15 protein-coding genes are annotated in these 14,802 nt (G+C 70.2%); 9 read left to right on the forward strand and 6 right to left on the reverse strand.

Annotated elements, in window-relative coordinates; genetic code table 11:
- Window positions 1–65 precede the first annotated feature (65 nt).
- The 4 genes from ABS772_RS25205 to ABS772_RS25220 all read right to left on the reverse strand — a co-directional run bounded on the left by ABS772_RS25205 (window position 66) and on the right by ABS772_RS25220 (window position 3,758).
- Entirely contained in the window at window positions 66–935 is an 870-nt protein-coding gene (locus ABS772_RS25205; protein WP_350397419.1) for a hypothetical protein, read from the reverse strand.
- A 255-nt stretch (window positions 936–1,190) separates the two neighbouring features.
- Window positions 1,191–1,346 carry a hypothetical protein gene (locus ABS772_RS25210; RefSeq protein WP_350397420.1) on the reverse strand — a complete coding sequence of 52 codons (156 nt, stop codon included), beginning with the start codon at window positions 1,344–1,346 and terminating at the stop codon, window positions 1,191–1,193.
- Entirely contained in the window at window positions 1,343–2,974 is a 1,632-nt protein-coding gene (locus tag ABS772_RS25215; RefSeq protein ID WP_350397421.1) for an alpha-D-glucose phosphate-specific phosphoglucomutase, read from the reverse strand. Before ABS772_RS25215 ends, ABS772_RS25210 begins: the two co-directional genes overlap by 4 nt.
- A 103-nt stretch (window positions 2,975–3,077) precedes the next feature.
- A complete protein-coding gene (locus ABS772_RS25220) occupies window positions 3,078–3,758 on the reverse strand; it encodes an MgtC/SapB family protein (RefSeq protein WP_350397422.1) in 681 nt (226 codons plus the stop codon).
- Window positions 3,759–3,897: 139 nt separating this feature from the next.
- Here ABS772_RS25220 and lgt point away from each other — a divergent pair, with 139 nt between their 5' ends.
- The 5 genes from lgt to ABS772_RS25245 all read left to right on the forward strand — a co-directional run bounded on the left by lgt (window position 3,898) and on the right by ABS772_RS25245 (window position 8,933).
- Window positions 3,898–4,788, forward strand: a complete 891-nt coding sequence (gene lgt / locus ABS772_RS25225; protein WP_238256690.1) for a prolipoprotein diacylglyceryl transferase — start codon at window positions 3,898–3,900, stop codon at window positions 4,786–4,788.
- A 2-nt stretch (window positions 4,789–4,790) separates the two neighbouring features.
- Window positions 4,791–5,882, forward strand: a complete 1,092-nt coding sequence (locus ABS772_RS25230) for a class I SAM-dependent methyltransferase (RefSeq protein WP_350397423.1) — start codon at window positions 4,791–4,793, stop codon at window positions 5,880–5,882.
- Window positions 5,883–5,906: 24 nt separating this feature from the next.
- Window positions 5,907–6,674, forward strand: a complete 768-nt coding sequence (pgeF, locus tag ABS772_RS25235) for a peptidoglycan editing factor PgeF (protein WP_350397425.1) — start codon at window positions 5,907–5,909, stop codon at window positions 6,672–6,674.
- A 397-nt stretch (window positions 6,675–7,071) separates the two neighbouring features.
- Window positions 7,072–7,965: an outer membrane protein gene (locus ABS772_RS25240; RefSeq protein WP_238256693.1), complete on the forward strand. Its 894-nt coding sequence runs from the start codon at window positions 7,072–7,074 to the stop codon at window positions 7,963–7,965.
- Between the two features lie 221 nt (window positions 7,966–8,186).
- A complete protein-coding gene (locus ABS772_RS25245) occupies window positions 8,187–8,933 on the forward strand; it encodes a DUF2076 domain-containing protein (protein WP_350397426.1) in 747 nt (248 codons plus the stop codon).
- 79 nt (window positions 8,934–9,012) lie between these two features.
- Here the strand turns inward: ABS772_RS25245 and ABS772_RS25250 are convergent, their stop codons facing one another.
- Window positions 9,013–9,729 carry a L,D-transpeptidase gene (locus ABS772_RS25250; protein WP_350397427.1) on the reverse strand — a complete coding sequence of 239 codons (717 nt, stop codon included), beginning with the start codon at window positions 9,727–9,729 and terminating at the stop codon, window positions 9,013–9,015.
- A gap of 228 nt (window positions 9,730–9,957) precedes the next feature.
- On the opposite strand from ABS772_RS25250, the gene ABS772_RS25255 reads away from it, so the two are divergent.
- The 4 genes from ABS772_RS25255 to moaD all read left to right on the forward strand — a co-directional run bounded on the left by ABS772_RS25255 (window position 9,958) and on the right by moaD (window position 13,755).
- The gene (locus ABS772_RS25255) at window positions 9,958–10,683 is read left to right on the forward strand and encodes a protein phosphatase CheZ (protein WP_350397428.1); all 726 of its coding nucleotides are present in this window, start codon (window positions 9,958–9,960) and stop codon (window positions 10,681–10,683) included.
- A 56-nt stretch (window positions 10,684–10,739) separates the two neighbouring features.
- A complete protein-coding gene (uvrC, locus tag ABS772_RS25260; protein ID WP_350397429.1) occupies window positions 10,740–12,797 on the forward strand; it encodes an excinuclease ABC subunit UvrC in 2,058 nt (685 codons plus the stop codon).
- An 85-nt stretch (window positions 12,798–12,882) separates the two neighbouring features.
- Window positions 12,883–13,482 (forward strand): CDP-diacylglycerol--glycerol-3-phosphate 3-phosphatidyltransferase, encoded by a 600-nt coding sequence (gene pgsA / locus ABS772_RS25265; RefSeq protein ID WP_238256470.1) that lies wholly within the window; start codon window positions 12,883–12,885, stop codon window positions 13,480–13,482.
- Window positions 13,483–13,503: 21 nt separating this feature from the next.
- Window positions 13,504–13,755, forward strand: a complete 252-nt coding sequence (gene moaD / locus ABS772_RS25270) for a molybdopterin converting factor subunit 1 (RefSeq protein WP_350397430.1) — start codon at window positions 13,504–13,506, stop codon at window positions 13,753–13,755.
- Between the two features lie 4 nt (window positions 13,756–13,759).
- Here the strand turns inward: moaD and ABS772_RS25275 are convergent, their stop codons facing one another.
- Window positions 13,760–14,686, reverse strand: coding sequence for a metal ABC transporter substrate-binding protein (locus tag ABS772_RS25275; RefSeq protein WP_350397431.1), 927 nt, complete (start codon window positions 14,684–14,686; stop codon window positions 13,760–13,762).
- Between the last annotated feature and the right edge of the window lie 116 nt (window positions 14,687–14,802).

A 14,802-nucleotide genomic window follows, 5' to 3' on the forward strand; every position in this document is an offset into this window, starting at 1 on the left:
CGCCGCCCGCGCGATCGCTTCGGCTCCGCCTCGCGATGACGGACGAGCGGTGTCCGTGACCGCGGCTACTTCCCCTGCTTGAGGTAGTTCGCTCCGCCGATCACCAGAAGCTTGTCCTTATCCCGGTCGGGCGCGAACAGGCTGAGCGACTCCGCCCCGCCCGCGTCGTCCGTCAGCGTGATCCGGAAGCCCGAGACCGCGTAGCGCCCGCTCTGCACCGGCCGGCGGCTGTGCCCGGCTACCGTTGTGCCGCCGTCGATGGCGCCGCCGGTGGAGGAGAAGCCGGTGCTGCCCTCGCGGGTGAAGCGTCCGTCGGGACTGAGCGTGAGCGTGCGCGCGCCGCCGACCGAGCCTGTCGGCCCGCTCGATCCGAAGGTGTGGCTCCAGGTGCCGGAGAAGCGATGCCCGTCGGCGAAGGGTGGCATCGTCGCGTAGGTCTTGTCGCCGATCTTGATGCCGTCCTTGGTGCGGGTGAAGGCGTCGCTCGAACGGGTCACGAGGCCGAACGCGTTCTCGATCTCGACCCGGTCGATGCGGTTGGCCGAGAGCCAGCCGCCCTTCAGCGCGTAGGTGCCGCAGGTCGCGACCTCCGTGCGGCAATGGCCGGCGATGTCGCCGTCGCGGGGCAGTTCGGTGGTGAAGAGTCCGCCCTTGTCGAACAGCAGGGTCGCTTGGTCGGCGGTGAAATCCAGGCCGCCGAAGGCGTTGGGCATCAGCCGCGTCTCGGTGCGCGCGTAGAGCCCGTCCATTCCCCCGTCGCCGGATCTCGGCGCGAGGACGAGGCCGCGGTCGTCCTTGGTCGGACGGTAGGCGCGAACCAAAGCCTCGAATCCCTCGCGGACCGGTTTCTCGGCATCCCGCTCGAGCTGGAGCGTGAGGAGCATCAGGTAATGCTCGCTCCCTCCCGCCGCGATCCCGACGAACCACGCGTTCATGCGCAGTCCGTCGCTCGACCGGCAGCAGCGCTGCTCGATCCGGATGGGATGGCCGTCGAGGGTCTCGCCGGCTTTCGCGGTGAGCGGCTTGCCCTCGGTCGGGACCTGTTTGAAGCCGCGGACGAACTGCGTGAAGGCGGTGTCGAAGGCGCCGGAGGCCGGCCTGGGCTTGGCGACCAGCAGGATCGCGATGCCCTCGCGTCCGCGCGGGCCGGCCGGCTCGTAGACGCGCTGGAACAGGAGGCCGTCATTCGCCTAGCGCCGCGTCCAGTCCTCGAAGGCGGCGGGCAGGTCGAACCGGGCGCTGCCGAGCGCCGTCTCCGCCGGCCGGGCCGGCTGCCCGGTCGCGAGGAGGAGAGCGAGGACGGCCGAGGTGCCCCCCGCCCTCCGGCGCCAGCGCGCGCCCGTCACGTCACGACGCTCGGCTCCGCGCGGCCGGTGAGCCTCTCGATGTCGGCCAGCTCCCGCGCCACCGACACGACGGGCGCGAGGACCTCGGCCACCGGCAGTTCGAGCCGGTCCCGCGCCGCCTCGTAGCGCTCGATATAGACCCGCAGCGTCGCCCCGGCGGTGCCGGTGCCCGAGAGGCGGTAGACGATGCGCGCATCCTCCTCGAAGGTGACCCGCACGCCCTGCGCCTCCGTCACCGAACCATCGACCGGATCGACGTAGCGGAAATCGTCCGCCGCCTTGACGGTGAGGCCGCCGATCCTGGTGCCCGGCAGAGCGCCGAGCTTGCCGCGCAGCCCCTCCATCAGCCGGTTGGCGGCGCCCGCATCGATCTCCTCGTAGTCGTGGCGGGTGTAGTAGTCGCGCCCGTACTCGGCCCAGTGCGCCCGCACCAGCTCCTGCGCCGGCTTGCCCGTCGCGGCCAGGATGTTGAGCCAGAGCAGCACCGCCCAGAGACCATCCTTCTCGCGCACGTGGTTCGAGCCGGTGCCGGCGCTCTCCTCGCCGCAGAGGGTGATGCGGCCGGCATCCAGCAGGTTGCCGAAGAACTTCCAGCCGGTCGGGGTCTCGAACGCCTCGATCTTCAGTGCGGCGGCGACGCGATCCACGGCGCGGCTCGTCGGCATCGAGCGGGCGACGCCGGCGAGACCGCCCGCGTAGCCCGGCGCCCGGTGGGCGTGGGCAGCGAGGATGGCGAGGCTGTCGCTCGGTGTGACGAACAGGCCCGGCGCCACGATCATGTTGCGGTCGCCGTCGCCGTCGGAGGCCGCGCCGAAGTCGGGGGCGTCGGCCCCGTGCATGAGGTCGAACAGCTCGTGGGCGTGGACCGGGTTCGGGTCGGGATGGTGCCCGCCGAAATCGGGCTTGGGCTCGCCGTTGACGACCGTACCGGGCGCCGCGCCCAACGCGCCCTCCAGGATCGCCTTGGCGTAGGGGCCGGTGACCGCCGAGAGCGCGTCGAAGCGCATCCGGAAGCCGGAGGCGAACATCTTCGCGAGCGCCTCGAAGTCGAACAGCGTGCGCATCAGCTCGGCGTAGTCGGCGACCGGATCGATCACCTCGACCGTCATCCCGTCGATCTCGGTGGTGCCGATCCGGCCGAGGTCGAGATCGGGGGCGTCGGAGATGCGGTAATCGCCGATGGCCTTGGTGCGCTCGAAGATCGCCGCCGTGACGCTCTCCGGCGCCGGCCCGCCGTTGCTGCCGTTGAACTTGATGCCGAAATCGCCCTCCGGCCCGCCGGGATTGTGGCTCGCCGAGAGCACGATGCCGCCGACCGCCTCAGCTTTGCGGATGACGCAGGAGGCGGCCGGCGTCGAGAGAAGGCCGTTCTGCCCCACCAGCACCCGGCCGAAACCGTTGGCGGCGGCGATCTTCAGAGCGATCTGCACGACCTGCTCGTTGAAGAAGCGCCCGTCGCCGCCGATGACCAGGGTCGCGCCCTTGCGGTCGGGGATGCAATCGATGATCGCCTGAACGAAGTTCTGGACGTAATGGGGCTGCCGGAAGACGGGCACCTTCTTGCGGAGCCCCGAGGTGCCGGGCTTCTGGTCCGGATAGGGGCTGGTGGGAACCCGCTTCGACGCCATGGTTCGCTCGATTCTCGCCAAGGATACGGTTCGCACGTCGTAGTGCGGTTTGCGGCCCGATGTAGTGCGGCGGTGCAAAAATTCGCGATGGATGGCGCTTCCGTTACCCCTCCGCGCCGAGGCGTACGCTGAGGACCGACGGATTCTGCCTCAGCCGCTCGGCGATGGCCGCAACGCTCGTCTGCGACAGCCGGACGAAGGCGATGGTGACCTCCTCGACACCCGCGTCATCGCCTGGGCGCACCACGAACTGACGCACCCGCGAGGCGCGCTCGCCGGTGACCTCTTGCAGGGTTTCGATCGACAGGCTGCCGGCCGCGACGGTGAGATGGAGCGCGCGGCTGTGCAGCCGGTCGCGCCACCGCTCCTCGATCGGCTTCAGGCCCGCCAGGATGCCGACGACGAGCACCGTGGCGGCGATCGCCGCAAGGTAGAGGCCGCCGCCGACGGCAAGTCCGATCGCCGCCACCGCCCACAGGCTCGCGGCAGTGGTGAGACCCTTCACGACCTCACCGCGCAGGAGAATGGTGCCCGCCCCCAGGAAGCCGATGCCGGAGACGACCTGCGCGGCCACGCGGGAGGGATCGAGCACCACGTCCTTCTGCCCGAGCACGTCGGAGAAGCCGAAGGCCGACACGATCATGAACAGGCAGGCGCCGACGCAGACCAGCATGTGCGTACGCAGGCCTGCGGCCCAGAGCAACCGTTCCCGCTCGAAGCCGATCACGCTGCCCATGGCGCCGGCGAGCACCAGGCGCGCAACCATCTCTCCGTTGCCGAGCATCAGCTTTCCCGCGCAGTTCGTGCGGCTCAGAGTGCGCCGCCGGCTTGCGACGCGCAACGATCCTGCGCCTTGACGCCTCGCGGGGCGCGGGTCCAATGCGGCGCGCCTTCCGAAACCGCCAGCCGCTCGTGGGCCGTCGATGCCGCCGCTTCTCGCCCTCCCCTTCCCGGCCATCGATCCGGTCGCCGTCTCGATCGGACCCGTCGAGATCAAGTGGTACGCCCTGTCCTACATCGCCGGCCTCCTCGGCGGCTGGTTCTACGCGCGCCGTCTGGTCGCGGCCGACTCGCTCTGGGGCGTGGTCAAGCGTCCGACGCTCACCGACATCGACGACCTGATCGTCTGGGTTGCCCTCGGCGTCGTGCTCGGGGGGCGGATCGGCTACGTGCTGTTCTACAACCTGCCGCTCTACCTGGAGCATCCGCTGGAGATCCTGGCGATCCGCAACGGCGGCATGTCGTTCCACGGCGGGTTCCTGGGTGCGATCCTGGCGCTGCTGCTCTTCGCCCGCGGGCGTGGGCTCAACGGCTACACCATGCTCGACATCGCCGCGGTAGTGGTGCCGGTCGGCCTGTTCTTCGGGCGCATCGCCAACTTCGTGAACGGCGAGCTCTGGGGTCGCCCCGCCCCCGATTTCCCCTACGCCGTCGTCTTCCCCACCGGGGGCGACGTGCCGCGCTACCCGAGCCAGCTGTTCGAAGCCGCCACCGAGGGGCTGCTGCTGTTCGTCGTGATGGCCTGGGCCGTGCGCCGCTTCGGCTTCCGCAAGCCGGGCCTGCTCGGCGGCATCTTCGTGCTCGGCTACGCCCTGGCGCGGACCTTCTGCGAGTTCTTCCGCGAGCCGGACCGGCAGCTCGGCTTCCTGTTCGGCCAGGATGTCAACGCGCTCGGCGGCGGCGTGACCATGGGGATGCTGCTCTGCGTGCCGATGGCGCTGGTCGGCCTCGTCTACATCGTGCTCGCCGCCCGCGGGGTGACGCGCCCGCGCCCAAAGGGGCCGGAGATCCAGGCCGAAGCGGGACAGATCTGAGCGTGACGGCCGAGGCGACGCCGCTGCTGGCGATCCTGGCGCGGGAGATCCGCGCGGACGGGCCGATCGGCCTCGACCGCTACATGGCGCTCTGCCTCGGACATCCGCTGCACGGTTACTATACCGGCCGCGACCCCTTCGGCCGGGGCGGCGACTTCGTCACCGCGCCGGAGATCAGCCAGATGTTCGGCGAGCTGGTCGGCGCCTGGGCGGCGGCGGTGCTGTCGCTGATGTCGGCGTCGACTTCGGGCGAACGGCCCTGCCTCGTCGAGCTCGGGCCGGGCCGCGGCACGCTGATGGCCGACGCCCTGCGGGTCCTGCGCGCGTCCGGCGCCGCCTTCGACCTGCACCTCGTCGAGACCAGTCCGAGCTTGCGCCGGATCCAGGCGGAACGGCTCGCTGAGGCCGCGCCAACCTTCCACGATTCCGTGGCGAGCCTGCCCGACGCGCCGCTGCTCGTCCTCGCCAACGAGTTCTTCGATGCCCTGCCGGCCCGCCAGTTCGTGCGGACGGATCGCGGCTGGTGCGAGCGCCGCGTCGGCCTGACGGATGCGGGCGACGCCCTGGCCTTCGGCCTCGACCCGGAACCCGATCCGCGTCTCACGGCGCCGGCGCCCGAGGGCGCGTTGCTGACCCTGCCGAGCCAGGGGCTCGCGGTGATGCGCGATCTCGGCCGGCGCCTGGTCGCGAGGGGCGGCGCCCTCCTCGTCATCGATTACGGTCACGACCGGCCCGGCTTCGGCGACACCTTCCAGGCAGTGGCGGGTCACCGCTTCGCCGATCCGCTGAGCCGGCCCGGAGAGGCGGACCTGACGCTGCACGTCGATTTCGGGGCGCTGGCCCGCGCGGCGGGCGCCGAGGGCCTGGCCGTGCACGGACCCGTGACGCAGCGCGACTTCCTGCTGGCGCTCGGCCTCGCGGCCCGCGCCGAGCGGCTGAAGGCCCGCGCCACGCCGGATCAGGCGCGGGCGATCGACGCCGCTGCCTTCCGCCTGACCGATCCGGACCCGCGCGGCATGGGTGCCCTGTTCAAGGTGCTCTGCGCCGGCCACCCGGCCCTCGGACCATTGCCGGCGCTTCCGCCCCCCGCCTGAGTCCATCGGAGAGTCCGCGAGACCATGTTCATCGAAGCGCCCGAGCTGAGCTCGCATTCTTACATCCGGCACGCCTTCTTTACCCGGCAAGGCGGCGTCTCCGAAGGGCTCTACGCCTCGCTGAACGGCGGGATCGGCTCGAACGACGAGCCGGCGCGCGTCGCCGAGAACCGGGCGCGGATGTGCGCGCAGCTCGGGCTCCCGCGCGACAATCTCGTCAGCCTCTACCAGGTCCACTCGGCCGAGGTCGTGACCGTCGAGGCGCCCTTCCCTCTCGCGGATCGCCCGAAGGCGGACGCCATGGTGACCCGGGTACCCGGTCTCGCGCTCGGCATCGCCACGGCCGATTGCGGCCCGATCCTGTTCGCCGACCCGGAGAACCGCGTCGTCGGCGCGGCCCATGCCGGCTGGAAGGGGGCGCTCGGCGGCGTCATCGCCGCGACGGTCGCCGCCATGGAGGCGCTCGGCGCCGAGCGCGAGCGCATCGTCGCCGTGCTGGGGCCCACGATCGCGCAAGCGTCTTACGAGGTCGGGCTCGACTTCATGGAGCGTTTTCGTACCGAGCGGCCCGGCAGCGAAAGGTTCTTCGCCGAGGGACGGCCGGGTCACGCTCAGTTCGACCTGCCGGCTTTCATCCTCGAACGGTTGGCCGAGATCGGTGTCGGCGAGGCGACGTCGCTCGGCCTGTGCACCTACGCCGACCCCGACCGATTCTATAGCTTCCGGCGCACGACGCACCGCGGCGAGGCGGATTACGGCCGGCTGATATCGGCGATTGCACTCACTCCGTGATTATATTCTCAGGGTCCTCACAAAAGTCGTTGTAACGATGCAACGCCGGCGGCAAGGGTGCCCACGGCCAGGCTTTTGTGCGCTGTAGCACTCGCATGTCGCGCTGCATCCATCGTAAGCCTTGCGGCGTCGCGGAACGCCGTGGTTGCATCCCTGCGACAATCTGTCGGGAACCATCACCAAAAAAAGCTCGGCCGTTCGTGAACCTTGGCCGTTCGGTGGCGTTTCTCGGATGGAACGACGGCAGACCAAGACCACTGCCACAAAGGGGCCGCCTTCGGGACGGTCGGCGTGGTCAAGCCGCAACAGCATCTTCCGGGATGCTGGCATAGATAACGGGGCACCGTGCCGCCTCGCTTCCCCGGAAGCACCGGCACAGTCAGAGAGGACCAGAGTAATGAAATCCTTCCTTCGCGCCGGTACGGCCATCGCCGGCATCGCCTTCGCCGGTTCGGCGCTCGCTGCCGACCTGCCGCGCCGCGCCGCTCCGCCGCCGGTGTTCCAGCCGGTGCCGGTCTTCACCTGGACGGGCTTCTACGCCGGTTTCAACGCCGGTTACGGCTTCGGCACCGGTGACGACAACAACGCCGCGACCGTGATCGGCGTCGGCCCCGCCAGCGGCCTCGTCGCTCCGGGCGGCACCGCTGCCATCGCCTTCAACAACCGTCGCAGCGACGAAGGCTTCGTCGGCGGTGGTCAGATCGGCTACAACTACCAGTTCACCCCGGGCTCCGGTGTCGTGATCGGTATCGAGGCCGACGCCCAGTACGTCGACTTCGGCCGTGACCGGAACCGCTTCTCGGTCGCCCCGGGCTCCTCGCCGTTCCTGGCCGGCTCGCAGATCTTCAACCCGAACGGTCTGTCCGGCCTCGACTTCTTCGGCACCGTCCGCGGTCGCCTCGGCTACGCCTTCGACCGCACCCTCGTGTACGGCACCGGCGGCTTCGCCTACGGCGCCGGCGGCGGCTCCGACTTCGGTCTGCCGGGCGGTTCGTCCGACGACTTCCGCACCGGCTGGGCCGCCGGTGGTGGTATCGAGTACGCTCTCCCGACCGACTCGTTCCTGAACTTCTTCAAGTCCTCGGCCGTCACGCTGAAGGTCGAAGGTCTCTACGTGAACCTCGACCGCGGCAACCGCCTGAACGGCGCCTTCGGTGCCACCCCGGCCGGCGGCCTCGTCTACACGAACAGCCCGGGCGTCGTGCTCGCCTCCGGCAACGTCGCCCGTCAGCGCGAGACCGAGTTCGCCGTCGTCCGCGCCGGCCTGAACTACAAGTTCGGCTCGTACTAAGATCGGAAGACTCGGCGATCCCTCACCGGATCGCCGGACTTCTTCGGAAAAGCCCGGCCTCGTGCCGGGCTTTTTCTGTTTCGGAGACGGCCATGCGCGCGTCTGCCTTCGGCACCATGCGGACAATCGACGCCCGGCCCCCTGACAAAAGCTCGACCGGCCCCCATCTCCTAGCCGCCGCGCGGCGACGAGACCGTCGTCGCCTTCAGGAGGACGTCTCCATGAACAGCGAAGAACGCGACATCATCAACGGCATCTTCCAGCGCCTCGAGCAGGCGTCCGGCCAGCCGCGGGACGCCGATGCCGAACGTTTCATCGCCGAGAAGCTGCGCAACCAGCCCTACGCGCCCTACGCGATGGCTCAGCTGATCTACGTGCAGGAGGAGGCGATCAAGAGCCTCAACCAGCAGCTGGAGCAGGCCCGCGCCGAGGCGCAGTCCCAGCCCTCCGGTGGCGGCGGCGGCTTCCTGTCGAGCATCTTCGGCGGCGGCCAGCGCTCCGAGCCGCAGCGTCCGGCCGGTCAGGCCTGGGGGCAGCAGGGCGGCTACGGTCAGCAGGGCGGCTACGGCGGCCCGCAGGGAGGCCCGCAGCAGGGCTACGGCCAGCCGGGCTACGGCGGTCCCCAGCAGGGCGGACCCTGGGGCGGACAGCCTCAGCAGCCGTCCCGCGGCGGCGGCTTCCTCGCCACCGCCCTGCCGATGGCGGCCGGTGCGGCGGGCGGCATGCTGCTCGGGAGCGCCCTCTCCAACGCCTTCGCGGGCGGTCATTCCGCGCTCGGCAGCGCCTCGGCGGCCGGCCTGACCGGCGGTGACGCGGGCGGCGGCGTCTTCGGTAGCGGCGGCGACCAGGATCTCGGCTCGGCGCTCGGCGGCAGCGACGGCGGCTTCCAGGACGCGTCCTTCGGCGGCGGTGGCGGCGACGATTTCGGCGGCGACCTCGGCGATGGCGGGGACGACGACTGGGCCTGATCCCGTCCGTCCGGATTGAGACAGCGAGAAGCCCGGCGCCGGTCCCCCGGCGCCGGGCTTCCTCGTTCGGGGGATGCCGTCAGATCACCTCGACGCGGGTTCCGACCGGCGTGCGCTCGTAGAGATCGATCACGTCCTCGTTCATCATGCGGATGCAGCCCGAGGATACGTTCTGCCCGATCGTGTGCGGCTCGTTGGTGCCGTGGATGCGGTAGAGCGAGGTGCCGAGATACATCGCCCGCGCCCCGAGCGGATTTTCCGGGCCGCCGGCCATGTGGCGCGGCAGGTCGGGGCGGCGGCGCAGCATCTCGGCGGGAGGCGTCCAATCGGGCCATTCCCGCTTGGCGGAGATCGTCTTCGCACCGGTCCAGACGAAACCCGGCCGCCCGACGCCGATGCCGTAGCGGATCGCCTGTCCGCCCGGCTGGATCAGGTAGAGATACTTCGCGTTCGTATCGATCACGATCTGGCCGCTGCGCCCCGGACCGTCATAGGCCACGACCTGCCGGGCGAAGCGGGGATCGACCGTTCTGGCGATCGCGCCCTCCTCGGGCGCCGGCCCGGTCGGCAGCGCCGCGAACCGGGCGCGCGGCTGCGCGACGGCGGCCGGACGCGGCTCGCCCAGAGCACCGTAGCCGTCGACGGCGGGGCGCCGCGCCGGACCCTGGGCATCCCCGGTCATCAGGAACTCGATGAAGCCGCCGCCGTAGCGGCCCGGCCCGGCTTGAGCCATCGCCGTCCCGCCCGATCCCGCCATGGCGAGCGCCGCCAGCGCCACGCTCCACTTCGCCCGCATCCCGAACTCCCGCCTTGCCCACGCGATGCGGAAAGTTTTCCGGCTTTTTCCGTTCGGGTGATGAATGAACGTGGTGAATCACGGTCGCCGTCGGCCCGGCCCCCGCAAACTCCGACTCGTCGTCAACGGGCGGTAAATGGCTCCGTCCTCCCGAAAACTTTCAGCAAATCGAAACCACTGCGCGGGATTGTGACGGACGAGATCCGTCCCCGAAGGCCCGTCCGAACGATGATCACCAAGCGCTACCGCATCGAGGAAAGCCTGGGCTTGCCCGTTCCGGCGGCCGGCCTCTCGGCGGCGGCCCCGGAGACGGCACCCAACCCGCGTCTCGACGAGATCCTGACGGCGATCAACGATCTGCGCCGCATCACCCAAGCCAGCGCCGGCGAGACCATCGAAGCCTGCCGCCGCGAGCTCGGCGAGGCCTTCGCCATGCGCCACGAGCTCGAAGTGATGAAGGAGGCGATCACCCGCACCAAGTCGGAGATCGCGAGCCTTCACCGCTCGGAGACCACCGGCAAGGGCATGCGGCGCGTGGCGGGCGAGCTCGACGCGGTGGTCGACTCGACCGAGCAGGCCACCTCGACGATCCTCGGCAGCATCGAGAAGATCGAGACCAACGCCAACATGATGCGCGGCCTGCGCCTGCCAAAGGCGGCCCAGGAGAATGTCGACGGCATCCTCGACAACGTCATCGCGGCCTACGAGGCCTGCAACTTCCAGGATCTGACCGGCCAGCGCATCAGCAAGATCGTCGGCGTGCTGAAATTCGTCGAGGAGCACCTCGACCGGGTGATCGAGGCCTGGAGCGGTCTCGACGGCTTCCGCGACCTGCTGGCGGTCGAGACGGCCGCGGTGGACGAGAACGACGAGAGCTCGCTGCTCAACGGGCCGAAGCTCGAGGACGATCCGGGCCACGTCGACCAGTCGGACATCGACGCCCTGTTCGATTGAGGCTCCGCGGCGCCGCGGCTCTTTCAACCGGAATCGCCGCGGCCTACATCGGGTTCATGAGCCGCGCGACCCGATCCGCCTTCGACGACGTCCCGCCCGACGGGTTCGACGAGGACGAGAACGAGGCCGCCTCCCTCGACGAGGCGCCCGAGATCGACTTCGATTTCGAGCCCGGCGCGGTCCAGGCCGGCACCGAGATCATCCGCCGCTTCTGGACGACCCTGCCGACCTCGCCCGGCGTCTACCGGATGTTCGACCACAAGGGCGACGTCCTCTACATCGGCAAGGCCAAGAACCTGAAGGCCCGCGTCGGCTCCTACGCCCGCGGTCAGGCGCATTCCAACCGCATCGCCCGCATGATCGCCCAGACGGCGGCGATGGAGTTCGTCACCACGGCGACCGAGACGGAAGCGCTGCTGCTGGAGGCCAACCTCATCAAGCAGTTGAAGCCCCGCTTCAACGTGCTGATGCGCGACGACAAGTCGTTTCCCTACATCCTGCTCACCAGCGACGGGCCGGCGCCGCAGATCGTCAAGCACCGCGGCGCGCGGCGGCGCGAGGGCAACTATTACGGCCCCTTCGCCAACGTCTGGGCGGTCAACCGCACGGTGAACGCGCTCCAGCGCGCCTTCCTGCTGCGCACCTGCTCCGACAGCTACTACGAGAACCGCACCCGGCCCTGCCTGCTGTTCCAGATCAAGCGCTGCTCCGGCCCCTGCACCGGCGAGATCGCCCAGGAGGACTACGACGGACTCGCCGACAGCGCCCGCGCCTTCCTCTCGGGCAAGTCGAACGCGGTGAAGGACCGGATGCGCGAGGAAATGCAGCGCGCCTCCGAGGCGATGGAATTCGAGCGCGCCGCCCGCTTCCGCGACCGTATCGCCGCGCTCTCAGCGATCCAGGGGACGCAAGGGGTGAACACCCAAGGGGTCGAGGAGGCCGACGTCTTCGCCCTCGACGAGCAGGCCGGCCAGTTCTGCATCGAGGTGTTCTTCTTCCGCAACTTCCAGAACTGGGGCAACCGCGCCTACTTCCCCAAGGCCGACCGCTCCATGAGCGCGGACGAGGTGCTGGCCTCGTTCATCTCGCAGTTCTACGACGACAAGCCCGCCCCGCGCCTCGTGCTGGTGAGCCACGCGATCGAGGATGCCGAACTCGTGGCCGCCGCCCTGTCGAGCCGGGTCGAGCACCGGGTCGAGATCCACCGGCCGCAGCGGGGCGAGCGCAAGAACCTCGTCGATTACGCCCAGCGCAACGCCAAGGAGGCCCTCGGCCGCCGGCTCGCGGACACCGCCTCGCAGGGCAAGCTTCTCACCGCGCTCGGGCAGGCATTCGGCCTCGACAAGCCGCCGCGCCGGGTCGAGGTCTACGACAACTCGCACATCTCCGGCACCGCCGCCGTCGGCGGCATGATCGTCGCCGGCCCGACCGGCTTCATGAAGACGCATTACCGCACCTTCAACATCAAGTCGGAGGAGCTGTCGCCGGGCGACGATTTCGGGATGATGCGCGAGGTTCTGACCCGCCGCTTCAAGCGGCTCGCCAAGGAGGCGCCGCGCACGCCGCGCGAGGGAGAGGTCGGCGAGCCCTTGGCCGCCGTCGAAGGTCAGGCCGTTCCGGCGGCGACCGAGGAGATGGCGGACGATCCCGATGCCTTCCCCGCCTGGCCCGACCTCGTGCTGATCGACGGCGGCGCCGGGCAGCTCGAGGCCGCTCGCGCCTCGCTCGCCGAGATCGGCGTGATCGACGTGCCGCTGGTCGGCATCGCCAAGGGCCGCGACCGCGATGCCGGCCGCGAGACCTTCTTCGTGCCCGGCCGCAGCCCGTTCAAGCTGCCGCCGCGCGATCCCGTGCTCTACTTCGTCCAGCGCCTGCGCGACGAGGCGCACCGTTTCGCCATCGGCACCCACCGGGCGCGGCGCAAGCGCGAGATGACCCGGAACCCGCTCGACGAGATCGCCGGCATCGGCCCCACTCGCAAGCGCGCGCTTCTGCACCATTTCGGCACCGTGAAGGCCATCCAGCGGGCCGCCTTGGAGGATCTCGCCAAGGCGCCGGGCGTCAACGCCGCCACCGCGCGGGCGGTCTACGACTTCTTCCACGCCAACGCTTGAGCCGAGCCCCGTGCCCACAGAGCCTGTGCCCGACGCGGTCCCGACGCAGTTGACGCCCCCTGCGGCCCGTGATTTCACCGCGCCGATGAACGCCGTCCTTCCCCGCCGCCGGTCGCAGGCCTGGACGCTCGCGAACTGCCTCACCTACGGCCGCCTCGTCGCGGTCCCGGTGGTCGTCGTCCTGCTGTTCTGGCCGGACGAGATCGCCGCGCGCTGGGCCGCCTTCGGCGTGTTCGTGGCCGCCGCCATCACCGACTATCTCGACGGCTACGTCGCCCGCGCCTGGGCGCAGAGTTCCGCGCTCGGACGGATGCTCGACCCGATCGCCGACAAGCTCCTCGTCTCGGCCCTCCTGCTGATGCTGGCCGCCGACCGCACCATCGCGGGGATGTCGCTCTGGGCGGCCATCGTCATCCTGTGCCGCGAGGTGCTGGTCTCCGGCCTGCGGGAATATCTGGCGGAGCTGAAGGTCGGCCTGCCGGTGAGCCGCATCGCCAAGTGGAAGACCACCGTGCAGCTGATCGCGCTCGGCGTCCTCGTGGCCGGTCCAGCCGGCGAGAGCGTCCTTCCCGGCAGCCTGACCGCCGGCATCGTCCTGCTGTGGCTCGCCGCCGCCCTCACGCTCTATACCGGCTGGGACTATCTGAGGGCCGGGATCCGGCACGTGATCGACGATCCGCGCTGACGGCGCGATGAGTGGTGTGAGATGAAGCTCGTCTATTTCGCCTGGGTGCGCGAGCGCGTCGGCAAGCCCGAGGAGACGGTGAGCCCGCCCGAGGGCGTCGCCACCGTGGCCGACCTGATCGGCTGGCTGAGGACGCGGGGCGAGGAATACGCCTACGCCTTCGAGAACGAGGGCGTGGTGCGGGCGGCGATCGACCGGGTCCACGCCAAGCCCGGCAGCGCCATCGCGGGGGCGCAGGAGATCGCCTTCTTCCCGCCGATGACCGGCGGGTGATCCCTCAGCTCAGCGCGTCGCGGAACGCGTCGAGGTTCGAGCGCATCATCTCCAGATAGCCCGGCGCCGGCCCGCCCGGCGCGCTCAGCGCGTCGGAATAGATCCGCCCGCCGACCTTGGCGCCGCTCTCCCGGGCGATCTGCTGCATCAGCCGCGGATCGGCGATCGACTCCACGAACACCGCCGGCACCCGGTCGCGGCGGATCTGGCGGATGATGCGGGCGACGTCCTTCGGGCCGGCCTCGCTGTCCGTGGAGATGCCCTGCGGCGCCAGGAAGCGCATGCCGTAGGCGGCGCTGAAATAGCCGAAGGAATCGTGGGTGGTGATGATGCGCCGCCGCTCCTCCGGGATCTTGGCCAGCGCCGCGCGGATCTCCGCGTCGAGCGCGTCGAGCTTCTGCGTGTAGGCGGCGGCGTTGGCGGCGTAGAGGCCCGCATGCGCCGGATCGGCGGCGCTCAGGCCGTCGCGGATGTTGGCGACGTAGAGCTTGGCGTTCGCCACGTTCTGCCACGCATGCGGATCGGCATGGTCGTCCTCGCCGTGAGAATGCCCGTGGTCGTCGTGATCGTGACGGCCGGCGATGGTCTTCACGCCCTTCGAGGCGACGATGACCGGCGCCTTGGTGCCGGAGGCCTTGATGAGGCGCTCCAGCCAGCCCTCGAAGCCGAGGCCGTTGACGACGACGAGGTCGGCCTCGGCCACCCGTCGGGCATCGCCCGGCGCCGGGGAGTAGCCGTGGGCGTCCGCGTCCGGCCCGACGAGGCTCGTCACCGTGACCCGGTCTCCGCCGACCTGCGCCACGAGGTCGGCCAGGATCGAGAAGGTCGCGACCGCCTTCAGCCGTGGTTCGTCCGCCGCGGCGACCGATGGTGCGAGGCCGAGCAGCACCAGACAGACGGCGACGATCCCGCGCCGGACACCCGAAACCATACCGAAACTCCTCCGTTCGGCCACGGTGATAATGTAACATTATCACATCGCCAAGACCGCTCCTGCGAACATGGAGAAGCTTTCATGTTGCAGACATACGCCGGAGACGAGCGGAC

Source organism: Methylorubrum podarium, assembly GCF_040270385.1.
Classification (GTDB): domain Bacteria; phylum Pseudomonadota; class Alphaproteobacteria; order Rhizobiales; family Beijerinckiaceae; genus Methylobacterium; species Methylobacterium podarium.